This window comes from Marinobacter similis, assembly GCF_000830985.1.
Taxonomy (GTDB): Bacteria; Pseudomonadota; Gammaproteobacteria; order Pseudomonadales; family Oleiphilaceae; genus Marinobacter; species Marinobacter similis.
On the sequence record NZ_CP007151.1, the window covers coordinates 836,439 to 859,424 of the forward strand.

The window sequence follows — 22,986 nt, forward strand, 5'->3', positions numbered from 1 at the left end:
CGATAGAGCGTAGCCTGCATGAGTCACGACATTTCGGCCTTACGAAAGTTTGTCTCACCTGAAATCGTTTTCGGTGCCGGGTCACGACGGTCAGTGGCTAACTTCGCGAGCAACTTCGGCGCCCGTCACGTTCTGCTGGTATCGGATCCAGGTGTAGCCGCGGCCGGCTGGGTCGGGGAAATTGTCACGTTGCTGACGGATGCGGGAATTCGATCAACTGTTTATACCGGCGTGTCACCAAACCCGAAAGTCGATGAAGTGATGACGGGAGCCGAGCTCTACAAGTCCAGCCAGTGTGACGTCATCGTGGCGATCGGCGGCGGTAGTCCTATGGACTGCGCCAAGGGGATTGGCATTGTGGCGACTCACGGCCGCCATATCCTGGAGTTCGAGGGGGTGGACACCATCAGTAACCCACCGCCGCCTTTGATCCTCATTCCCACAACCGCCGGAACCTCTGCCGACGTCTCCCAATTTGCCATCATTTCTGACCCCAATCGCCGCTTCAAATTTTCCATAATCAGCAAAGCCGTGGTGCCGGACGTATCCCTGATCGATCCCGAAGTGACCGAGACCATGGATGCTTATCTGACCGCCTGCACCGGTGTTGATGCGCTGGTGCACGCGATCGAGGCATTTGTTTCCACCGGTAGCGGGCCATTGACTGACACGCACGCGCTGGAAGCAATCCGGCTGATCAACCGTAACCTTGAGCCCCTGGTGAGTAACACGGCCGATGCCTACCTGCGTGAGCAGATCATGTTGGCCTCGATGCAGGCCGGGTTGCATTCTCCAATGCCATCCTCGGTGCGGTGCACGCCATGTCGCACAGTTTGGGTGGTTATTTGGATTTGCCCCACGGCCTGTGCAATGCCCTGTTGCTGGAACATGTGGTGGCATATAACTATCGCTCGGCCGAGGACCGTTTCCGGCTAGTGGCGGAGGCGATGAATATCGATACCCGAGGCATGAGTCATCGAGACATCAAGAAACGTCTTATGGCGCGGATCATTGAGCTGAAAAAACAGGTTGGGCTGGAAGCCCGGCTGGCCCAACTGGGTGTTAGCACTTCTGATATTCCCTATCTGTCGGGATATGCTCTGCAAGACCCCTGCATTCTCACTAATCCGCGAAAATCCTCGTTGCGGGATGTTCAGGTCGTCTATGAAGAAGCCCTCTGATCAACCGGACAGCGGCTATGGAATTGGCGATCTACTGGGGCTGGGCAGTCAGTCTGTACGCAAGAACTATTATCCCGCGCTGCAGGATCGCATCTACGAACTCGAGCAAGAGCGAAACCGGTATAAATGGCTGTTCGAGAATGCCTTCATGGCATCTTTCAGGCCAATCTCCGGGGTGGCTTTCTCGCTTGTAATCCCGCCATGGCCCGCATCTGTGGGTACGACAGTCCCGAGCATCTGAGTCAGAAAGTCATCCGGTTGCGGGAACAGTTGTTCTGCAAGGCGGCCGAATTCGATCAAATTCGACAAGAATTGCTGGACCAGGGCAGCCTGAGTGCCCGTGAAACCACGCTGCAGCGAGCTGATTTTACGCCGGTTCCTGTGGCTATAACCTTGCTGCGTCGCCCGGATCTGGGCCCGGAAGTGGTGGAGCCTTTGTGGCAGATATCACTGAAAGGGTCCAGGCCCGGCAGAAACTGGAACAGTTGAATCAGGATCTGGAGCGCAGGGTTGAGGAGCGTACCCAGGCATTGCAGAACGCCAACGACGGCCTCCACCATCAGATAGAAGAGCGGGAGCGGGTGGAGCAGGAGCTAGTGTTGGCTGTTGATGCGGCGAAAGAGGCGAACCGAAGCAAGGACAAATATCTGGCCGCTGCCAGCCATGATTTGATGCAGCCCCTGAATGCCGCTCGCCTGATGATTTCTGCTCTGCAGGACGCACCGTTGCCGACTGCCCAAAGCCGCACTGTGCATCAGATTCATCGAGCCTTGGAAGGCGCCGAAGAGCTCCTTTCAGACTTGCTGGATATCTCCAAGCTGGATCAGCAGGCAATGCGGCCGGACTTGGTGCCGACTGATTTGCAGGCCTTGTTGGAGGGCTTGGGGGAGGAATTTGAGGCTGTAGCTGCTAATGCCAGCCTGGAATTTCGTTCCCGTCTGATTCCGCTGACGGTAAGCACCGACCCGAGAATGTTGACGCGGATCGTCCGCAACTTATTGAGCAATGCCTTTCGGTACACCCGGACCGGCGGTGTGGTCCTCTCAGTACGTCGTTATCAGGGCAGTTTGCAGATTCAGATCTGCGATACCGGTGTGGGCATCGAGGAAAGTAAACTCCAGGAAATTTTCACGGAATTTCATCAGCTATTGCCCAAAGGCTCAGGGGGACGCCAGGGCGTTGGTCTCGGGTTGGCGATCGTCGATCGAATGGTTCGGATTCTCGGCTATCAGATTAGCGTGTCATCTCGCCCGGGAAGAGGGTCGCGCTTTGTGGTGACCTTGCCCGCGGAGTCCGAGACTCAAAGCGTCCAGGACTCGCCGCGGAGTAATCATGTGTTTGCTTTTGACAGTCTCGCAGATGCATGTGTCCTGGTCATCGATAACGATTCAGCGGTTCTTGAGAGTATGGCCTTGCTATTGAGTGGTTGGGGCTGCCGTGTGGTCGCTGCTACCAGCGCGGAGGATGCGATTGAGTTAATAGCGGGGGGGACTGTGCCACAGGTTGTTTTGGCAGACTTCCACCTCGACGAGAATCGTACCGGCTGCGAGGCTGTCGCCTTACTGCGCAAAGCTCTTGGGTACGCGGTGCCTGCTGCGGTGATTACCGCTGACCAGAGTGATGAAACCCGGCGTTTGATGCGCGAACAGAAGCTCCCTATGCTCAATAAGCCGGTTAAACCGAATCGCCTTAGAGCGCTGCTTACCAGTCTGCTATTCCCGCCGGTCTGACCCCTCAGGCTTTGCAGCAGGGTCTACACTTACCTCATCAGTGCTGAGGAATGGAGGATCCGCCTAATGAGCAACGCTGAATCCGGACTGAACAACCACGAAGTCACCATCTGCCTGGCGGGTGGCGCCGTACTGGGGCCGTTTAACGCAACCTGGAGCAAGAACGAAGGCGGCGATGTGCGGGAGCTGGTACGCGAGTACGATGCCTACCTGCAGGGAGACAAGCAGCACCGGTTCAAGTTCCATCTGCACGACACCTACACCAATACCGTACACACCCTGATCTTGAATTTTGAACAGGTTACTGGCATCTGTGACCACGTGCGGCTGCGATCGAATGCCCACTGATACGGAGTAGGCCGGCGGCCGTAAACGCTTGTGATTGCACGAGGAAATGGACGAACGGGAGGCAAAATGAGCGAGTATCGAACGGAAACAGACAGCCTGGGTGATATCAAGGTACCGGCACAGGCGCTTTGGGGCGCCCAGACCCAGCGCGCCATCGAGAATTTCCCGGTCAGTGGCCAGCCACTGCCGCACACGTTCATCGCCGCGGTGGCCCAGATCAAGCGGGCGGCCGCCGAGGCCAATACCAGCCTGGGCTTGCTGGACGCCACCCGCCGCGACGCCATTGCCGAGGCCTGTGAAAGCATACTAAACGGTGAAGTTGACGATCAGTTCCCGATCGACCGTTATCAGACCGGTTCCGGCACCAGCACCAACATGAACGTGAACGAGGTGATCGCTGCGCTTTGCAAGAAAGGTGTGGTGGATGTGCACCCTAACGATCACGTCAATATGAGCCAGAGTTCCAACGACGTGATACCCACGGCCATTCATGTCAGTGCGGTGATGGCGGTGAAGGAACGACTGATCCCGGCCCTGACTCACCTGGCTGGCGTCATCTATGAGCGCGAGTCGCTGTTCTCTAACCAGGTAAAGACCGGTCGCACCCACTTGATGGATGCCATGCCGGTTACCCTGGGCCAGGAGCTGCGCACCTGGCGGGAGCAGTTGGTGGCATCCCAGACTCGGGTTGAACACGCAGCCAATGAATTACTGTCGGTGCCCCAGGGCGGCACTGCCGTGGGTACCGGCATTAACGCGGCGCCGGAGTTTGCCGAGCAGTTCGTCAAGTTCCTGCAGCACAACACCGGTTATGGCTTCAGTGCCATGGAGCATAAGTTTGTTGGTCAGAGTGCCATCGACGGCCCGGTGGCGTTGTCGTCCCAGTTGCGAGGCGCAGCCATTGTGCTGATCAAAATCGCCAACGATCTGCGCTGGATGAACAGCGGCCCGATTCATGGCCTGGCTGAAATCAGCCTGCCGGCGCTGCAGCCGGGCAGCAGCATCATGCCCGGCAAGGTCAACCCGGTGATCCCCGAGTCCGTTGCCATGGTGGGTACCAGGTGATGGGGCTCGACAGCGCCGTGGCGATGGCCGGGCAATCGGGCAATTTCCAGCTCAACGTGATGTTGCCGCTGGTGGCGGGCAACCTGCTCGACATGGTGGAGTTGTTGAGCAACGCCTCGAAGCTGCTGGCGGAGAAGGCGATCAAAGATTTCACAGTGAACACTGAGACCCTGAATGAGGGGGTTGGTCGCAATCCGGTACTGGTCACCGCGCTAAACCCGGAGATCGGCTATAGCCTGGCTGCTGACATCGCCAAGGAAGCCTATCGTGATGGGCGACCGGTGATTGACGTGGCTGAGGAGCGCAGCGGTTTGAGTCGCAAACGACTGGAGCAGTTGCTGGATCCGCTAAAACTGACCCGCGGCGGCCTGGCCTAAGGGAGATGTGCTCCACGGCCTGGCCCGTGGAGCCTGACACAAAAGGGAGTAGAAGTACTTGCTGCTATCACTGGTGCTGTTCGTGATGCTGGTGCTGGCCAACGGCATGCCGGTGGTGGTTGCGCGCATTCTGAAGCGGCGGTGGGCCACGCCGGTGGATGGCGGGCGGCTGTGGTCGGACGGTCGCCCGATCCTGGGTCCGAGCAAAACCTGGCGGGGATTGATCTCCGGGGTGGCGTGCTGCGCCCTGTTTTCGTCAGTGATCGGACTTGGCCTGATGTTCGGGCTGTTGTTCGGGACACTGGCGTTGTGGGGCGATTTGCTCAGCAGTTTTTACAAGCGCCGCATGGGCATGGCATCAAGCGCCCGGGCCTTGGCCTGGACCAGGTACCGGAGTCGGCGTTGCCGATGGTGCTGGCGGTGTTCTGGCTGCCGATCGGCTGGTGGAATGCGGCTTTAATCGTCGTGCTGTTCACTCTGTCCAACATCCTGTTGTCGCCGCTGTTGTACCGCCTGGGAATCCGGCGCCATCCCCACTGATTGATGCCCGTTCTTAGCCTACTGAGGCCCACGAGTGAGGGTGTGGATAGTCACCTCCGGCGGGCAGTTCAGTCTGACATTGACCACCGAGGTGCCCGAACCCGGTGAGGTATAGCCCTGCATGCCGTTGGCCTGCCAATAGCCCCGGCCGAGGTGGCGGGGGCAGTCTGAATCCAGGGTGACTGGGATACCGCCGGGCAGGCAGATCTGTCCACCGTGGGTATGGCCGCACAAAAACACGTCGTAGCCGGCGTGCGCGGCCTCGTGCCAGATTTCCGGGGTATGGCTGAGCAGCACGCTGACGCCGTCAATGGGAATGTCGTCGCCGGCGCGGTGCAGGTTATGCACCTTGTAATAGTGCGCGTCATCAACACCGGCCAGATAGATTTTCTCGCCCTGGTGCTCCACCGGTAGCATCTCGTTCATCAGTAGCACGTAGCCCATGTCTTCGAGGCCCGGCACCATGCGGATGCTGTCGTGATTGCCCAGCACCGCGTAGGCTTCGCCGCGAATGGCGTCCCTTAACCGGGACATGCCGTCGAGGGCTCCGTCCACCGGGCCCCAGGTAAGCTTGCGATAATCACCGGTTAGCACGCATAGATCGTATTCCAGGGGCTCAATCTTCTTGAGCACTGCCTGCAGGTTGGCTTCGTCCATATCGACGTGCAGATCGGTCAGGTGCAGGATGCGAAAGCCTTCGAAGGCGGCTGGCAAGGTTGGCAGGATGAAACGATTGTGCGCGGTGTCCAGTCGGCGGCTGTTGGCTTGTCCGCGCCGGAACAGGCCAGCCAGTTTCAGGCAGAAACTGATCAGGCCGGGCGCCGCGGTCACATTTTCCAGATGAAAGCTGGAGCCCTGGCCGAACACCTGGGCCTCGTATTCCCGCTCGATCCCCAACCGCTGGCGGGCATGCACAGGCCCGAGCCGGAGACTCAGGCGGTACTCCAGAAGTTCGTCCTGGTTTTTCGGTGTCCGAGCCCTTGCCGTCATGTCTCTGTCCTTGATATGCCGAACGGGCGATTGTCAGATCGCGATGTGGCAAACCCTGTTTGTCAGTATGGTTGCCTGCGGCACGGATGCAACCAAAACCCGGCAATGTTCATGTTCGTAAAAAACCACTGGGCCGTTGGCAAATCGCCAGCGTAACAGCCACAATTCAGGGCATTACACGTGCCTTACCCACACCCAAATTCGAGAGTTGAGGACACCATGGTCAATTCCTGTGATATCCCCGGGCTGAATGTGCCCCGAAGCCGTTTTCCTGATCCGGAGCAGGATCTCCCCCAAACCGCCGACGAAGCGCGGCTGGTGCTGGCCGGAGGTTGCTTCTGGTGCGTGGAGGCGGTGTTTAAGGCCATGGACGGTGTCACCAAAGTGGAGTCCGGGTATTCCGGCGGCAGCGCCGAAACTGCCACTTATGAGGCTACTTGCAGTGGTACCACTGGTCACGCCGAGGTTGTGGATATCCACTACACGCCGTCAAAAGTCAGTTTTGGCGAGCTGCTTAAGGTATTCTTTTCGGTCGCACACGATCCGACCCAGCTTAACCGCCAGGGCAACGATCGGGGGACCCAGTACCGTTCCGCCATCTTTTACGAGACGCCGGAGCAGCGGCAGGTAGCCGAGGCTTACATTCGTCAGCTCGGCGCCGCTGGCGTGTACCCCGATCCGATCGTAACGACACTGGAGCCGCTCGAGGCGTTTTACCCAGCCGAGGCCTACCATCAGAACTTTGCGGCCCGGAACCCCTACCAGCCATACATCATGGCGGTAGCCGCACCGAAGATGGAAAAGCTGGTGAACAACTACGGCGATCGCCTGAAACCGGAATATTCCGACGACGGCTCCGGCTCTTCTGACGACAACACGGCCTGAGGAGGCATACATGGGCGTTTCTGCTGCAGGATATGACCTGACACCGCTGACACCAGAGCAAATTGAAGAAAAAGCCGCCGATCTGACACCTGAAGAGCGCAAGGTGCTGCTCGACCACGGCACTGAGCATCCGTTCTGCGGAACTCTGCTGGACAACAAAAAAGCAGGCGCTTATTACTGCCGCCTGTGTGACCTGCCTCTGTTCAGCTCGGACTCGAAATTCGATTCCGGTACCGGTTGGCCGAGCTTCTTCCAGCCGTTCGATCCCGAGCATATCCGCTACCTGGAAGACACCAGCATGGGCATGGCCCGTACTGAAATCCGCTGCCCGCGTTGCGACAGCCACCTGGGGCACGTATTCCCGGATGGCCCGCCACCGACCGGCAAGCGCTACTGCCTGAACTCCGTTGCCATGGTATTCCAGGAAAACCAGTAACGGCGCAGCATCGATGATTCGATTGAAACTGAACCCACTGACCGAGTCGGCAACCCTGCTGCGACGGGTTGGTGTGGTTCTCGGTAGTGTCGGGCTGACTGCACTTTACTCCCTGCTAATTCTGCTGCGCGCCCTGTTCGGGCGCCTGCACCGACAGATTGTCGATCAGTACTGCCGGGAGTGGTCAGCAGCCCTGCTCAGGTTGGTTCGTGCCAGCCTGACCGTGCGCGGTCATGTGCCGGATTTCGGTGATGGCCGGCGCTACATCATCATGTGTACCCACGCCAGCCACTACGACATTCCTGCCAGCTTCGTCTCGCTGCCGGGCTCCATCCGAATGCTCGCCAAAAAAGAACTGTTCAAGATCCCGTTGTTGGGCCAGGCCATGAGGGCGGCAGAATTTCCATCGGTGGACCGGTCCAATCGCGAGAGGGCGGTGAAGGATCTGGAGCGGGCCCGCGCGATGATGGAGAGCGGGATTGTGTTGTGGGCCGCACCCGAGGGCACGCGCTCGCCGGATGGAAAGCTGCTGCCGTTCAAGAAGGGCTGTTTCCACTTGGCGTTGGATACCGAAGCGGTGATCGTGCCGGTGGCCATTCGCGGCATCCATCAGGTGCTGCCGGCCCGGAGTTGGCAGATCAATCTGGGGCAACCGGTGGACGTGCGTGTAGGCCAGCCGCTGGAAACTGCGGGCAAGACCAAGGCGGAACTGGACGAGGTAATGGCCGAGGTTCGGCTCAGGCTGGAAGAGTTGCTAGGGGACGGCGAAGCCGAATAATGCGGCCTCGCCGAGGTTCTCGGGTTAGAGATGACCGGTCAGGCGCCGGAGGCGGTGACGACGGTTGAAAGCAGATAGCCGGTGTAGGCGACGTAGACCAGCATGAGCACGGAACCCTCGCCCCGGGTAATGAGCTTGCGCTTGCCCGTGATGCCGTAATAGCCCATCAGCAGAAGCCCCAGTGTCAGCGCCAGCATCAGGTCCAGTCCCGGTAAAGGACTTCTGGATCGACTTGCAGGGGCTCGATGACGGCGGCCAAGCCAACCACGGCCAGGGTGTTAAATATTCCAGAACCAGGATGTTGCCCAGAATGAGGTCGTGCTCGTTCTTTTTGATGGCAGCCAGGGCAGATGCCAGTTCCGGCAGTGAAGTGCCAATCGCCACGATGGTCAGACCAATCACCAGGTCACTAACGCCAAGGGTTTGGGCAATGGTGACTGCGCCCCAAACCAACAGGCGTGAACTCACCACCAGCAGAATCAGGCCCACTACCACCCAGATAACGGCGGTTTTCAGGGGCATTGGGTGAGCGATCATCTCGGCGTCGGCGTCGCCTCCCAAAGGATCTTCCTTGCCCTGAAAGCCCTGGTAAATGGACCAGCCCATCACACCGGCAAACACCGCCAGCAGAACCCAGCCGTCCAGCCGTGTCAGTTGGCCGTCGATCAATTGCGCGCCGGCAATCAGGGTCAGAACCAGCAGCAGTGGCAGTTCCTTGCGGATGACCTGGGAATGCACGGCAATGGGCGCGATGACGGCGGTCAGGCCGACGATCAGGGCAATGTTGGTGATGTTGGAGCCGTAACCGTTACCCAGGGCCAGCCCCGGGTTGCCGTCTGCCGCCGCCATGGCGGATACCGCCAGTTCCGGGGCGGAGGTGCCAAAGCCGATGATTACCATCCCGATCAGCAGCGTGGGCATGCCCAGATGTTTGGCGGTCGCCGCGGCGCCTTCGACAAACTTGTCAGCGCTCCAGACCAGCAGGATCAAACCGGCGACGATTGCGCCCATTGCCATTAGCATAGAAAAACCTCAGTTAATAAAACGTCCGAGCATGAACACACCGGCATACCCCAAGGTGTAGGCGGCCAGGAGGTGCGCAAGATACCGCATGTAGGCCCCAAAGGTCAGCCCCGGAATCTTGGTCATGGCGACAATGCCAGCCGCCGAGCCGATAATTAGCAGCGAACCACCCACGCCCACGGCGTAGGTCAGGCCCATCCACTCGCCCGGCGTCATCCCGATACCAGCCTTCAACAGCGCGGCCGTTAGCGGCACGTTGTCGATCACCGCCGAGAAAATGCCCATCAGGTAATTGGCATACAGCGGTGGCAGCACATCGTAGATGGCAACCAGGGAGTCGAGCGCGTGAATTTCCTTGAGCATGCCCACCAGCAACAGGATGCCGAGGAAGAACAGCAGGGTTTCAAACTCGATGATACGGATGTACTCGAGAATCGGGTCCAGGTCGGAGTCGTCACTCATGAACCTGGATATCAGGAACATGACCGACAGCCCGAACAGGAAGGTCAGCACCGGCGGAACCCCGTACACGGCATTGCCGGCGATGGTACACAGGATTGTTAACAAGAACAGTGCACTGATCACCGCATCCACGGGGCGGATCTCGTTCTTGGTCGCACGCAGGGTGACCGTTCCGGTCAGGCCCCGAGACAGGAACACCGCCAGAACGAATACGGTGATGGAAGCGGGGATGGCGAGTGTCAGCAGGGTGAGTATTTCCACCTTGTCAGCGAGGAATATCATCAGGGTAGTGACGTCGCCGGTGATCAGGGAGACGCCGCCGGAGTTGACCGCAAACACCACCAGCGTGACGAACTGCAGGCGCTTTTTCAGCTCCAGGTCGAGCGACAGGATGAGCGAGCATGAGACTAACGTAGCGGTGATATTGTCTGCCAAAGAGGAGAAGATAAAACAGAACAGTCCGGTTAAAAATAACAGCTTCCGCTCGCTGACCTGCTTCGGCATGATCAGATAAATCAGGTTTTCGATCATCCCTTTCTTGTTCAGGTAAGCGACGAATGTCATGGCCGCGACCAGGAACAGCCAAAGACCCGCAATCTCGGCAATACTCTCGGCTAAACCGGTCGAAATCGCGGAAGTCTCACCCTCGCTTTTGCTCGTAAGAAACAGAAGAATCCAGCTTAGGGTGCCAAAAAACAGCGTCACCTTGGCTTTGTTGACGTGCGTAACTTCTTCGAAAATAACGCCGAGCAGCGCGAGAACAGCAAGACCGATCAGAACAGCTTCTAGGGCAGACATGGGTGCGTCCCGTCTCGATATAGGGGTAAACAGGCCGCGATTAGCCTGAACCGACGTGTTTGAGGCGGGAGTTTAGACCCTCGGCTGGGAGCGGGCCACTGCCCTTAGGTAGTAGCGATCCACTGCCTTTAGGTAGTAAAGGTCGGTGGCGTCAGTATGGGCAAAGGCCTGTGCGAAGCGCATCGAATGACAATCGCAATTTATTCTTCCCGTAAAAATCGGGATAATTGCGCCACGTTTACATCCGAAAGCATACAGCGGCGCCTTATACCAAGCGCCCGGTCGGCTTTCGACAGGCTTTCCTGCTGATCGTGGGAGAGTACACAGGCTCAATACTAGTTAGGGTATAAAGCAATGGCCGTTAGACAGGCAGACGTAGTGCTGGTCGGCGGTGGCGTCATGAGCGCCACCCTCGGCATGATGCTCAGGCAGCTCGATCCGTCCCTGGACATCGTCATGGTGGAACGTCTTGATCACGTTGCCCATGAGAGCACGGACGGATGGAACAACGCAGGTACCGGCCACGCCGGGTACTGTGAGCTGAACTACACCCCGGAAACCGACGACGGCGATGTGGCCATCGATCGGGCTCTCAAGATCAACGCCCAGTTCGAAGTGTCGCTTCAATTCTGGTCGTATCTGGTGGAGCAGGGCATGCTGCCCGACCCCAAAACCTTCATCAATCGCACCCCGCACCAGAGCTTTGTCTGGGGCGAAAAGGATGTGGCTTTCCTCAAGCGCCGGTTCGAGCGCCTGAGCGCCCATCACCTGTTCCGCGAGATGGAGTACACTGAGTCCCCGGACGATCTGGAAGAATGGATGCCCCTGGTGGTCAAGCACCGGGATCCGATGGAGCGGGTTGCCGCTACCCGGATCAAGCACGGGGCCGATGTCGACTTCGGGTCCCTGACCCGGAGCATGGTGGAATACCTGCAAAGCCAGCCCAACTTCGAGCTGATGCTTAGCAGCCCGGTGCACTACATCGACCAGCGTGACAACGGCCGCTGGAAAGTTCGGGTGCGCAATCAGAAAACCGGCGAGCTGACCAAGCTGGAAGCCGGCTTTGTCTTCCTCGGTGCCGGTGGTGGTGCTCTGCCCATGCTGCAGAAATCCGGTATTGATGAAGCGTGCGGTTACGGCGGCTTCCCGGTCAGTGGCCAGTGGCTGGTGTGCCGCAAGCCGGACATCGTGGAGCAGCATCATTCCAAGGTATACGGTAAGGCGCCCATCGGTGCGCCGCCGATGTCGGTTCCGCACCTGGATACCCGGATCATCAATGGCGAACCGGCCTTGCTGTTCGGGCCCTTCGCCGGTTTCACCACGCGCTTCCTGAAGCAGGGCTCGCTGTTCGATCTGTTCGGCTCGGTCAAGCCCACCAACCTGCGCCCCATGCTGTCGGTGAGCAAGAGCAACATGGATCTGACCCGCTACCTGATTGGCGAAGTGTTCCAGTCTCACAGCGATCGGGTTGCCTCGCTGCGCAATTTCTTCCCGGATGCCCGTGAGGAAGACTGGGAGCTGAAAATGGCCGGCCAGCGCGTGCAGATCATCAAGCAGGTTGATGGCGGCGGTGGCAAGCTGGAATTCGGTACTGAAATCGTAGCGGCCAAAGACGGTACGCTGGCGGCTTTGCTGGGCGCCTCACCGGGCGCATCCACCGCGGCCAACGCCATGCTGACGGTTCTGGAGCGTTGTTTCCCGGAGAGCCTGAAGTCGGCCGAATGGCAAGAGCGGATGCGCCAGTTGGTGCCGTCTTATGGCCAGTCGCTGGTCGAAGATGAGCAATTGCTGACCAAAGTGCGTGAGAGAACGCTTACGACCTTAAAACTGGGCTGATATACCCAAACAGTATTAAAACCGCTCAGACACTGGGGCCGCTGGAATACAAACCAGCGGCCCCTTTGTTTTTGTGCGCTTCAAAGGTGGTCTGATTTGCGATTTCCCAAGTAAAGCGTAGTGTTAGAGAACACCCCACGCAAAGGAGAGAGCCTATGAGCGAGCAAAAGTACAATCCGGACAAGGGGTATGTAGCACTCCTCGGTTGGAGTCTGAGTGCCGTTGAGGCCGCAGACAAGTTTGACCGACGCTATGTGGTCGTCGCTCCAGACTGGGCGGAGGCATATTGCAAAGAGCACGATATTCCCTACGTGCCCTGGAACTTCGAGCGTTTGAATGATCGCTCGGTCGAAATCGCCCAGACCCTGCAAGACATGGGCGTTGACGTGGCCATCCCGCTGTTTGAAGAAACCGTCGAATGGGCAGGTGCCATCAACTCTGTGCTCATGGACAAGCCGCGCCTGTTTGGCCAGGCCATGCTCCTGCGTGACAAGGCCCTGATGAAGCGCCGGGCCCAGCTCGGTGGTATCCGTGTCGGCATCTTCGAAGAGGCCCACGATAGAGGCGACGTTATCCGCTTCCTGAAGCGGGTCAACCAGACCCTGCTTAAGCTGGACGGTGACCCCAACGACCCGATTCACCTCAAAGCCTTTGATAAGGCGGGTTGCCTTGGCCACCGGGTTATTCGTACCCCTGATGAAGTCGACACCATTCCGGAAGAAGAATTTCCGGTGTTGATGGAATCACACCTCGATGGCTGGGAGTTTGCGGTTGAAGCCTGGATTCACAACGGCAAGATTGCATTCCTGAACATCTCCGAGTACGTCACCCTGGGTTACTCCGTGTTCGTGCCGGCGACACCGGACCTTGAGAAGTACCGTGACCAGATCCGGGGCGAAATCGAGAAGCTGATCAAAACGTTCGACATCGATTTCGGCTTTATTCACCCGGAATACTTCGTGACCAGTGACAGCACCATGTACTTTGGTGAGGTGGCATACCGGCCGCCGGGCTTCAAGGTATTTGAACTGCTGGAGCGGGCTTACGGCTTCAACGCCTACCAGGGTCTGATTCTGTCCTTCGATCCGAAGACCACGGCCGAAGAAATCAAAGCGTTCTTCCCGAAAGAAGTGGTCGATGCCAAGGGCTACGCCGGTTGCTTCGGTGTTTACCCGCGTCGCCGGGTGGTCAGCAAGCTGGAGATTCCAGAGGAGACCGAAAACCACGAGTATTTCGAGTCGCACGAGCTGACGCCGCCGCTGGAAGAAACCGTGACCAAGCGGACTGCCTTCGGCACCCACTGGGGTCTGGTGTATTTCTTCGGTGATGATCCTTACACCATGCGGGATCTGCTGAAACATCAGGAAGAACTCGATTTCTATGTATAATCCGGAGAAGCATTAACTACAAACGGGTTTGGTGCAGGCCCTGAGGAACGTCGTTTGAACGATCACCAACCGGGCAGCGCAGTGCCAGTCGTCAACTTCGACAAGCTGGTGCAAAAACTGGATGACGCAATCCAGGTACTGGAGGAAAGCCGGCCTTTTGCCAAGGCCGGCAAACTCCCGCGCGTGTTCGATATTGCCCGTCGGGTATTGATGCAGCCGGAAGGCTGCCGAATTATCGAAGAGCGCGCGGAGCGTCTGGAACTGGCGGGCGTGTATCTGGGCACTGACTGGGCCGAACCCGGCACTCTTCTCCCTACCCTCACCACGTATTCGCTGCAGAGCCAGAACGCCGACACGGTGGTTATCGAGGCTTTCAGCGAACTGCGTTTGCTGGCGGTTGCCAGGGGCTTTTACCTGCATCCGTCGGTATCCGCCGAACAGGCTCACCATTACCTCACCCAGGTGTTGGCCATTAATCTGGGCCTGCTGTTTGGTATGGTCGGCGAGGCGGAGCGAGAGCAGGGTAAGCTGTCGCAAATCAGTCAATCGCTGGTGCAGTACGTTGCCCACCACATTGGCTACGAGCACGTCATCGATAGTCTGATCGAGGAAATCTGGCGCATTCTTCAGCAGCGTCCGATCCAGGTTTCCGATGTCCGTAAAATGATTACCCAGATCGCCATCTGTCGCGCCGATCCCCACGCTGATTTGGGCGGGGCCGGCCGGGGTGCCGATCGATTAATTTCCAGTCTCTATGGACCGACGCGCGCCTGCAGCGAGGATCCGGGGACCGTCGTTTACGAGCAGCGCCTGGAATCCATGGATGCCCAGGCTTTGCAGAATGAGGCCACGGGCTTTGCCCGCGCCATGCACGACACCGGTCTGGTGTCGCCTTACCACGCCAGCTTTGTCCGCTTCATCCTGGACGACCAGGACGCCCTGCTGACCGAAGCCCTGGCTTGTCGAGCACCGGGCGCGACTGCCTGCTGTGTTACCGGGAGCTGGTTTGCACGCTGATTCGAGAAGGCGTGTACCCGGAAACCGCCCAGGGCCTCTATGGCATGGCGTTGATGCTGGAGCGGGGCATTCTCTACCAGCCCCCGGTCGCCCCGGCACTGTGGCGCCAGGCCCGGCTGTCGCTGTGCCCGGACGCTCGTGAACGCCTTCAACTGGCCTACGGCTATCATCCGCAGCCGGGCGCCTGGCTGGTGCAGGGCGTGTTGAACATGCTCGGCCAGCCTTTGGGTGTGGGGCAGGGCAACAACCCGACCTGCCAGTCGGCACGGGCGCTGTCCATGTGGGCCTACAACGATCCTGACTATCTGTTGCAGATGGTGGCCTGGGCCGCGCGGGACAATGAAATCATCATGCACTTCGAAGGCAAGCCGGTGTCCTCGGCGCACAGCCGTGGTGGTGTCGCCTCCGAGGTAACGCTGGATCTCGATCCGGTGTCGCTGGTGGTGGTGCCGCACCTGGACCGGATCTATGCCGAAATGGGACGCATGGTTATTGACCGGGAAGGCGATCCGCACCGCTGGGTAAACCCGGAATTCCACGGCTGGTCTGCCGGCCGGGGTTTTGCCATAAACGTGGATGTGGCCACTGGCAAGCTCGATGATCTTGAGGGTTTCATCCGGCATTTCTACGCCAGCTATCACCCCTACTACAACGGCAATCAGCCGCTGATTCATCCCCAGCCTGCCGGTGTCGCCGTAACCGACAGTGCCGCCCGTTTTATCGGCTGGCACGCCATTACCATTCTGCGGGTGGCGCTGGACCCGGAAGGCCAGATGCGGGTCTATTTCTTCAACCCCAATAATGACAGTGGTCAGAACTGGGGTGACGAAGTGCGCGTCTGTACCGCCGGTCACGGTGAACGGTTTGGTGAGTCATCGCTGCCGTTTGAGCAGTTCACGTCCCGGCTGTATATCTTCCATTACGATCCGTTAGAGCGGGGCGAACCGGCGGATGTCGGCGACGAGGAACTGCACCGGGTGGTTGCGGGGGTTCATCGTAGCTGGGGTGAAGACCGGTTACCGGCCGAGGCCCTGCAGGCGCAGCCGCCGCTGGGCCAGTAATTTGTGCGCCTCCTGTGCACTTCTCAGGTAATCCCCGCGTACGCCATAGATGAGGGCTGTGACACCGGCAACAAACAACCGGCAAAAAAACAAAGGGACAATGATGACAACCGAGCTAACCACGGAGGCGCGCAACGGGGCTGAGCTGTTCATCCGCGCATTGGAGAACGAAGGGGTTCGGTACCTCTTCGGGGTTCCCGGGGAAGAGAACCTTGCCCTGCTGGAAGCACTACGGGAATCCAATATCCAGCTGGTGCTGAACCGCCACGAACAGGCCGCTGGCTTCATGGCCGCCACCTATGGACGGCTCACCGGTCGGGTTGGCGTGTGTCTCTCCACCCTGGGCCCGGGTGCCACCAATCTGGTCACCGCCGCCGCTTACGCCCAGCTCGGTGGCATGCCGATGATGATGATCTCGGGCCAGAAGCCGATCAAATCGTCGAAGCAGGGCCTGTTCCAGATCCTTGATGTCGTGGATCTGATGCGCCCGCTGACCAAGTACACCCGCCAGATAAGCAACGCCAACACCATTCCCGCCAAGGTGCGTGAGGCCTTCCGGCTGGCGTTGGAAGAACGGCCCGGTGCGGTGCATCTGGAATTACCCGAAGACATCGCCGACGAGCAACCGGATTTGGACACTCACATCTTCGAGCCCAGCGATGCCAGGCGCCCCTCTGCCAGTATCAAAAGCCTGGAGATGGCCTGCGACATGCTGCGCCAGGCCAAGCACCCGCTGATCATGATCGGTGCCGGGGCGAACCGGAAACGGGTGTCGCAGGCGCTGATTCACCTGGTCAACGTGACTAACATTCCGTTCTTCACCACCCAGATGGGCAAGGGCGTGGTGGATGAGCGGCACCCCCGGTATCTCGGGAATGCCGCGCTCTCCTCGGGCGATTTCGTGCACTGCGCCATCGACCATGCCGACCTGGTGGTTAACGTGGGCCATGATGTGGTCGAGAAGCCGCCGTTCTTCATGAAGCCCGGCGGCAAGCAGGTCATCCACGTGAACTTCAGCGGTGCCGATGTCGACCCGGTGTACTTCCCCCAGCACGAGGTGGTGGGCGACATAGCCAACAGCGTGGAGTACATGGCCGAGCACTGTGGCCATTGCGGCAGCCACGACTTCACCTGGTTCATGGAAGTGAAAGCGGCAGTGGATGAACATCTGAAGAATCGCGCCGACGATCCCCGGTTCCCGATCATTCCCCAGCGCATCGTCAGCGACGTGCGTGCGGTAATGCCGGACGACGGCATCATTGCCCTCGATAACGGCATGTACAAGCTGTGGTTTGCGCGCAATTATCCGGCTTACGACAACAACACCGTGCTGCTCGATAACGCCCTGGCCTCCATGGGCGCCGGCCTGCCCAGCGCCATGATGGCTGCCATGCTGTACCCGCACCAGAAGGTGATGGCGATTTGTGGCGACGGTGGCTTCATGATGAACAGCCAGGAGGTGGAGACAGCCGTTCGCCTGAACCTCAACCTGGTGGTGCTGATTATCAACGACAGCGCCTACGGCATGATCAAGTGGAAGCAGGCCCAGGAAGGTTTCCAGGACTTCGGCCTGGACTACCAAAACCCGGATTTCGTCAAATATGCCGATGCCTATGGCGCCACCGGTCACCGGGTAACTCGCACCGAGGATTTGCGGCCGGTGCTGGAGAATGCCCTGGGGGCTGGCGGTGTGCACCTGGTGGACGTGCCGGTGGATTACAGCGAGAACCGGCGGGTGTTTGATGAGGAACTTGCTGACCTGACCTGCCGGCTCTAGCCGTTGTATGATGGCCTCCTGATTTCGCCAGCTATCTATCAACTATTTAGCCAATTAGGAGGCCACTGAATGAGCCAGTCCCTGTTTCGATGCCTGTTTGCAGTCATAGCCCTGTTGGTGTTGGCCGGTTGCAGCAAACCGGAAACACCCCAGCAAGTGGCCGAAGCATTCTGGCAGGCCGTCGCTGAAAACGATGCCGATGCCGTCGCCGAACTCTCTACCCTCAGCTCTCCCGACGACTTTGATGGTTTCCGCAAAGACTGGACCGGCATTGAGCCGTCTTACGGCCGGGTGGTGATTGATGAACGGGAAGCTACCGTGGTCACTCGGCTGCCGCCGGAATACGGCAAGGAAGGTGAGCACCAGGAGCTGATCACCTTTCTGATCAAAGAGGCCGAGACCTGGCAGGTGGATTATGACCGCACTGAGGATGCGCTCCTGCGGCCCTCAATGTTCGGCAATCTCATGGGCGAACTGAACAAGCTGGGGGAAAAGCTGTCGAGCAGCTTCGCTTCGTCATCAGACGATATTGAAGCCAGCATGAACGAGTTTGCCCGGAACTTTGAGGCTTACTCGGCGGAAGTAGAGCGCAAGACCCGGGATGCCGTTGAGGACTTCGGTGCGCTGATGCAGCAGGCCATCGAGAAACTGCAGGAGTCGATCAACGAAGCGTTGGAGCAGGGTGAGCAGGCAACGCCTGAAGACCGGGTAATTCTGGAGCAGGCATCCCGAAGCCTGAGTAAAGAGGTTGAGTCACTGGAAGAACCCACCATGGAGACCCTGGCTCAGGCCAGCCGCACCCTGGCCGAGACTGGCGAGCGATTCACCCAACTGAGTACGCAAACCTACAACCGGTACAAAGATGACTGGGAAGCTCAGCTGGAAGAGATTCGCGCTGAGACCAACGCGTTCTTTGCTGACCTGCGCGAGAGCCTGACCGCCGAAGGCTGATTACCGGGCCTGTTCGGCACCCCGCAACATGGCCTGCAGCAGCTCTTTGGCATCGAACTTGGTGAGCGCCTCGTTGGCGCCCACCTGGTTGGCGTAGCTCAGGCTCATCTCACTGTTCAGTGAGGTATGGAGAATCACGTAGGGCTGTTTCACGGCTGCGTTGTCGCGGAGATTGAATGTCAGTTCGTAGCCATCCAGCCCGGGCATTTCGATATCGCTGACCAGAATGTCGATGGGATTGTTTAATTCGTCATTGCCCAGCAGAATCTGTAAAGCTTCATCGCCATTGGAGGTCACCTGGTAGGAGATACCCTTGCTGTCCAGTGCATCCGACAGCTGCTTGCGAGCCACCTGGGAATCGTCCACCAGCAGGATGTTGAGCGCCTTCAGGGTTTCACTCTGAACATCAGTGAGTGCCACATCCTCGGTCAGCAGGGATTCCGGATAAACCTTCGCCAGCAACAGCTCCACATCCAACAGCTGGATGATGTCGCCTTCCCGCTCCAGCAGGCCGGTGATGAAGGCCCGGTCGCCCAGCGCCTTGGGTGGCGGCATCACGTGTTTCCAGTCAGCCTCGATAATCTGGTGCACACCCCGCACCAGAAAACCGATTTCCTGACGCTGGATGTCGGTGATGATGATCGATGCCTTGGCCTGTTCGTCCGGGTTAAGCGGGGCATTCCCCACCGCAGCGGCCATGTCTATGACTGGCACCGCAGAACCACGAAACATCGCGGTGCCAATAACGGCGTGGTGACTGTGAGGTAGCTTGCTCAAACGCATGAAAGGCAGGATTTCCCGAATCTTCAGGGTGCCAATCCCGAACAACCGCGCACCGGACAATCGAAACAGCAGTAATTTCTGGGCCTGTTTCGTTTTACTGAGCATACAACCGAATCCTCGAAGCGACGAAGGCCCGCAAGTACGGGCGTTCTCTGGTGTATTGGCTGGTAGTACCGCTGAGCACGGAGCGTAGGCAAGCCATGGGTATGTCGTAATAATACCAGCATTGGCCGGGTGTCCGGTTCAACTGCTTTGTTTCAAATGGTGACCAGCGTTAAGTTGGTTATCGGCAGCCTGTGCTATCCCATGAGCCCGATCATCACCGCCCACAAAGTACCGCCGGTGATGGCCATGCCCAGCAAGGCCAGCACGCCATCCTCCACCACCATGGCCATCCCGAACACCATCAGCGCCAGCGCACCACCGTTGGCGCTAAAAGGCACCACCTCCATGGCTGGCATGGCCGCAGCCACCAGCATGCAAATCACCGCCATCAGGTACTGCCCGGGCCCCCGCACCAGCCAGGTCAGCCTTGGGCGGGTCCAGCGATCGACAAAGCAGGCCGGCTTCTGCATCCAGTCCAGGCCCTTGATCAGAGTTTCCCGGGCCACGCGGCGGTTGGACAGTTTATTCGGAATCCACACCGATTGGCGCTGGAACAGCAGTTGCCCCAGCGTCAGCAGCACGACCAAGCCCAGCAAAGTCGGCACGCCGGGAATATCACCAATCAGCGGGGCGATGGTGATCAGGCCCGCGATCAGCACCACCGGCCCGAACGAGCGCTGGCCAACCGCCGACAACAGGTCGCCAACGGAGATTTCGTCTTGGCCCCGGGTGTTCTCCCGTAGGCGTTGGAGTACGTCGGTGAGGTTGGCGGGCGGCTGGGTCTGGTCCATCGCTGAAGGTCCGGTGCAGTGAGTGGGTCAGGGGCCTTAACTATACAATGACTGGGATTAATTTAATCGGTATGACGCCATCTTCGGCGAACGGAAAGGTCTGCCCTGAAACGAAAAAAGCCCCGGAAACCGGGGCTTTTCTCTGGGTAGTTGGTGGAGACGGCGGGAATTGAACCCGCGTCCGCCAGTACTCAACCTTGAGAGTCTACATGCATAGCGTCCCTCTATTAATTTAACTTCAAGCGACCCGAAGGTCAGGGTGCAAGAAGCGATCTCTTTATATCTTAGCCGTTAACCAGTGAGCTCTGGATAACGGAGCATCCCGTAAGCGATGACGTCCTGAGATGTAGCTCTGGGCTACGGGCGACCCAGTCAGGACGACTAGCAGCTTACGCTGCTAGTGCGTAGTTTTCGTCGTTTGCGACTATTGCGTTGCAGCTTTGGATTAACGAGATTGGCTGCCATCTCGACATGCACTCAAGGGTTCGCCACCAGCGTCGAAGCCATGTCGTCCCCTTACCGACAGTATATGTGTCCGGTTTGCCGTACTTCAAGGGTTGTTTCGTGCCATCGCTGTTTTGGGGTAAGTGCTTGTGCTTATCCGGTCAGCTCGCTTTGCGTTCAATGGCACCTCGCCGGCCAGCCAGGGCCACATGGCTGAGGGCATCAAAGCTTTCCTGGAAGTACGCCATAATCTCGTCCGGATCGGCATGAATGTTCTTGTCCACGGTGATGCCGAACTGCACGGTGCCGGCATAACTGAAGATGCTCATACCTATGCCAATGGAGCCGCTCTGGGGCACCCAGAACATCGGCTGGGTGACCTTGGCGCCGGCCATGTACAGCGGCTCCATAGGGCCCGGTACGTTGGTCAGCACGGCGGAGGCCTTGTTGCTGAGCAAGCCCAGGGCCCGGCGCTCCAGCGCGTCGGGGCCCCGGCCAAACAGGTCGAGGAGGCTGTAGGTGACTTGCGCCTGGTAAGAGCGCTTCAGGCGGTTCATGTTTTCCTGCACCTGCCGGAAACACATGAATGGGTCCTGAACTTCTACCGGCAGGTTCACCAGCACTAGGCCGAACTTGTTGCCGAGGATTTCAATCGGCTGGTTCAGTGGTCGCAGGTTGAACGGAACGGCAACCCGCAGGCCGCACTCGGGGATCGCTTCGCGATGGGCGGCGAAGTGGCGCTGGAGGGCCCCGGTTGCGGTACACATCAGGGTGTCGTTTACGGTGCCGCCGAGGGCCTTGGCGCAGGCTTTAACTTCGTCCAGGTCCAGCGATTTTGCCCAGGCGACGTGTTTGCGCCCGCACAGGGGGCGCCGCAGTCCGGTCTCCGGCTCGAACGGCGCAAGCCCCAGTTTGAGCAGATCGAAAGCAACACTGCCAGCCGTGGACGCCAGTTTGGCAGGGTAATTCGGATCTTCACGAACCGACTGGATAAACAGCTGGGTCTGGTAGGTGGCGGCCTGAATGTTGTCCACCGCCCGGTGCAGGGTGCTTTGCAGCCATGACCGTTTGGGCGCCGGCCGGTTCGGGCTTACGGCCATTTTTCGCAGCACCGGTTCCGGGGTGTTGTCGGTGAGCGACAGCATCACCCGCACCAGGGAAATGCCATCGGCAATGCAGTGATGAATACGGATCAGTAGTGCGCTGCCGCCCTGGTAATTGTCGATGTAGTGCAGTTGCCAGAGTGGCCGCCGGAAATCCAGCGCGGTGCTGTTCAGGTCGCCCACCAGCTTTTGCAGTTGGGCCTGATCGGCCTTGCCGGGCAGAGCGACGGTGTGTAGGTGGTTGTCCAGATCAAAGGACGGGTCATCCTGCCAGTACGCGCGGTCGCCGGTGTCGACGATCCTCTGGCGAAACTGACGGAAGCGCAGAAGCCGTTCTTCCAGCGTGCGCCTGAGATGATTCACGGAAATGGGGCGGTCCAGCACCAACAAGCTGCAGACCATCATCGGATTTTCCGGGCTGTCCATGCGCAGCCATGCGCGATCAACCGCCGCCATGGGTGTTCGGGTATTCGAGGGGGTGAGAGACATTTGCACTCCCTTTGCAAGGCCTCGGGAACCTCCGAGTATAGGCCTGATTAAAAACTGTGCAAAGAGAGTGCGAATGCGACATACCTGATGCGCCATTTGAGGCCCGCATCAGGCATGGAGGGCGCTAGTCTGGCTGGGGCTTCAGGCGTTAGCGTCGCGCAGAATGCGCTGCTTCTGGCGATTCCAGTCGCGTTCTTTCTCGGTGGCCCGCTTGTCGAACTGTTTCTTACCGGTCACCAGGGCAATCTCGCACTTCACCTTGTTCTTCTTCCAGTACAGGGCGAGCGGGATGCAGGTGCGGCCGGTCTGGTTTACTTTGCCAATGATCTTGGCAATTTCCTTGGCGTGCAGCAGCAGCTTGCGGGTGCGGGTCGGATCGGCCACCACGTGCGTGGAGGCCGTGTTCAACGGCATGATGTGAGACCCAAGCAACCAGGCCTCGCCATTTTTCAGCAACACATAGGCGTCCACCAGCTGTGCCTTACCGGCACGCAGGGATTTCACTTCCCAACCGAGCAGGGACAGGCCGGCTTCGAAGCGTTCCTCAATGTGGTACTCGTGTTTCGCCTTTTTATTCAGGGCGATGGTACTGCTCGGCGTTCCGGGCTTTTTCTTGCTCATGAATCAG

15 protein-coding genes, 1 other RNA gene and 5 pseudogenes are annotated in these 22,986 nt (G+C 58.8%); 13 read left to right on the forward strand and 8 right to left on the reverse strand.

The genetic code is table 11. From position 1 onward, the window contains the following. Positions 1 to 18: 18 nt before the first annotated feature. The 5 genes and pseudogenes from ercA (at position 19) to AU14_RS03825 (ending at position 5,161) form a co-directional block, all read left to right on the forward strand. Positions 19 to 1,181 (forward strand): annotated as a pseudogene (ercA, locus tag AU14_RS03800) (alcohol dehydrogenase-like regulatory protein ErcA). Beyond that, positions 1,165 to 2,911, forward strand: a pseudogene (locus AU14_RS03810) (NahK/ErcS family hybrid sensor histidine kinase/response regulator). The pseudogenes ercA and AU14_RS03810 overlap by 17 nt, the downstream one beginning before the upstream one ends. A 66-nt stretch (positions 2,912 to 2,977) precedes the next feature. Then, positions 2,978 to 3,259 (forward strand): hypothetical protein, encoded by a 282-nt coding sequence (locus AU14_RS03815; protein ID WP_041339054.1) that lies wholly within the window; start codon positions 2,978 to 2,980, stop codon positions 3,257 to 3,259. Positions 3,260 to 3,325: 66 nt separating this feature from the next. Next, positions 3,326 to 4,701 (forward strand): annotated as a pseudogene (locus tag AU14_RS03820) (class II fumarate hydratase). Between the two features lie 58 nt (positions 4,702 to 4,759). Further along, entirely contained in the window at positions 4,760 to 5,161 is a 402-nt protein-coding gene (locus AU14_RS03825; protein WP_236744361.1) for a CDP-archaeol synthase, read from the forward strand. A gap of 98 nt (positions 5,162 to 5,259) precedes the next feature. Here AU14_RS03825 and AU14_RS03830 read toward each other — a convergent pair whose 3' ends face one another. After that, positions 5,260 to 6,231: a metallophosphoesterase gene (locus tag AU14_RS03830; RefSeq protein WP_041339056.1), complete on the reverse strand. Its 972-nt coding sequence runs from the start codon at positions 6,229 to 6,231 to the stop codon at positions 5,260 to 5,262. Between the two features lie 219 nt (positions 6,232 to 6,450). Here AU14_RS03830 and msrA point away from each other — a divergent pair, with 219 nt between their 5' ends. Genes msrA through AU14_RS03845 form a run of 3 tightly spaced genes read left to right on the forward strand, consistent with a single transcriptional unit; the run spans position 6,451 to position 8,330 of the window. Beyond that, complete coding sequence (gene msrA, locus AU14_RS03835) at positions 6,451 to 7,116, forward strand: peptide-methionine (S)-S-oxide reductase MsrA (RefSeq protein ID WP_041339058.1); 666 nt, start codon at positions 6,451 to 6,453, stop codon at positions 7,114 to 7,116. Positions 7,117 to 7,126: 10 nt separating this feature from the next. Continuing rightward, the gene (gene msrB / locus AU14_RS03840) at positions 7,127 to 7,552 is read left to right on the forward strand and encodes a peptide-methionine (R)-S-oxide reductase MsrB (RefSeq protein ID WP_041339060.1); all 426 of its coding nucleotides are present in this window, start codon (positions 7,127 to 7,129) and stop codon (positions 7,550 to 7,552) included. 13 nt (positions 7,553 to 7,565) lie between these two features. Next, on the forward strand, positions 7,566 to 8,330 hold the full coding sequence (locus AU14_RS03845; RefSeq protein ID WP_041339062.1) for a lysophospholipid acyltransferase family protein: 765 nt from the start codon (positions 7,566 to 7,568) through the stop codon (positions 8,328 to 8,330). Between the two features lie 38 nt (positions 8,331 to 8,368). Here AU14_RS03845 and AU14_RS03850 read toward each other — a convergent pair. Together AU14_RS03850 and nhaD are read right to left on the reverse strand one after the other, a co-directional pair. Next, a pseudogene (locus tag AU14_RS03850) lies at positions 8,369 to 9,353 on the reverse strand (calcium/sodium antiporter). A gap of 9 nt (positions 9,354 to 9,362) precedes the next feature. After that, entirely contained in the window at positions 9,363 to 10,613 is a 1,251-nt protein-coding gene (gene nhaD / locus AU14_RS03855) for a sodium:proton antiporter NhaD (RefSeq protein ID WP_041339064.1), read from the reverse strand. Between the two features lie 354 nt (positions 10,614 to 10,967). Here nhaD and mqo point away from each other — a divergent pair, with 354 nt between their 5' ends. From mqo to AU14_RS03880, 5 genes and pseudogenes are all read left to right on the forward strand, one after another. Continuing rightward, positions 10,968 to 12,449, forward strand: coding sequence for a malate dehydrogenase (quinone) (gene mqo / locus AU14_RS03860; RefSeq protein ID WP_041339068.1), 1,482 nt, complete (start codon positions 10,968 to 10,970; stop codon positions 12,447 to 12,449). A 155-nt stretch (positions 12,450 to 12,604) separates the two neighbouring features. After that, complete coding sequence (locus AU14_RS03865) at positions 12,605 to 13,837, forward strand: ATP-grasp domain-containing protein (protein ID WP_041339070.1); 1,233 nt, start codon at positions 12,605 to 12,607, stop codon at positions 13,835 to 13,837. A gap of 54 nt (positions 13,838 to 13,891) precedes the next feature. Next, positions 13,892 to 15,915: pseudogene (locus AU14_RS03870) on the forward strand (hypothetical protein). A 100-nt stretch (positions 15,916 to 16,015) separates the two neighbouring features. Beyond that, positions 16,016 to 17,692 (forward strand): acetolactate synthase large subunit, encoded by a 1,677-nt coding sequence (locus AU14_RS03875; RefSeq protein ID WP_236744362.1) that lies wholly within the window; start codon positions 16,016 to 16,018, stop codon positions 17,690 to 17,692. Between the two features lie 69 nt (positions 17,693 to 17,761). Further along, complete coding sequence (locus tag AU14_RS03880; protein WP_041339073.1) at positions 17,762 to 18,643, forward strand: SNARE domain-containing protein; 882 nt, start codon at positions 17,762 to 17,764, stop codon at positions 18,641 to 18,643. On the opposite strand, the gene AU14_RS03885 is transcribed toward AU14_RS03880, so the two are convergent. The 5 genes from AU14_RS03885 to smpB form a co-directional block, all read right to left on the reverse strand. Beyond that, a complete protein-coding gene (locus AU14_RS03885) occupies positions 18,644 to 19,531 on the reverse strand; it encodes a chemotaxis protein (protein WP_041339076.1) in 888 nt (295 codons plus the stop codon). A gap of 194 nt (positions 19,532 to 19,725) precedes the next feature. Beyond that, positions 19,726 to 20,322 (reverse strand): exopolysaccharide biosynthesis protein, encoded by a 597-nt coding sequence (locus AU14_RS03890; protein WP_041339079.1) that lies wholly within the window; start codon positions 20,320 to 20,322, stop codon positions 19,726 to 19,728. A gap of 151 nt (positions 20,323 to 20,473) precedes the next feature. Continuing rightward, positions 20,474 to 20,838, reverse strand: a transfer-messenger RNA (tmRNA) gene (ssrA, locus tag AU14_RS18920). 89 nt (positions 20,839 to 20,927) lie between these two features. Continuing rightward, positions 20,928 to 22,358, reverse strand: a complete 1,431-nt coding sequence (locus AU14_RS03895) for a WS/DGAT/MGAT family O-acyltransferase (RefSeq protein ID WP_094191146.1) — start codon at positions 22,356 to 22,358, stop codon at positions 20,928 to 20,930. 141 nt (positions 22,359 to 22,499) lie between these two features. Next, positions 22,500 to 22,979 (reverse strand): SsrA-binding protein SmpB, encoded by a 480-nt coding sequence (gene smpB / locus AU14_RS03900; protein WP_041339082.1) that lies wholly within the window; start codon positions 22,977 to 22,979, stop codon positions 22,500 to 22,502. Positions 22,980 to 22,986 lie beyond the last annotated feature (7 nt).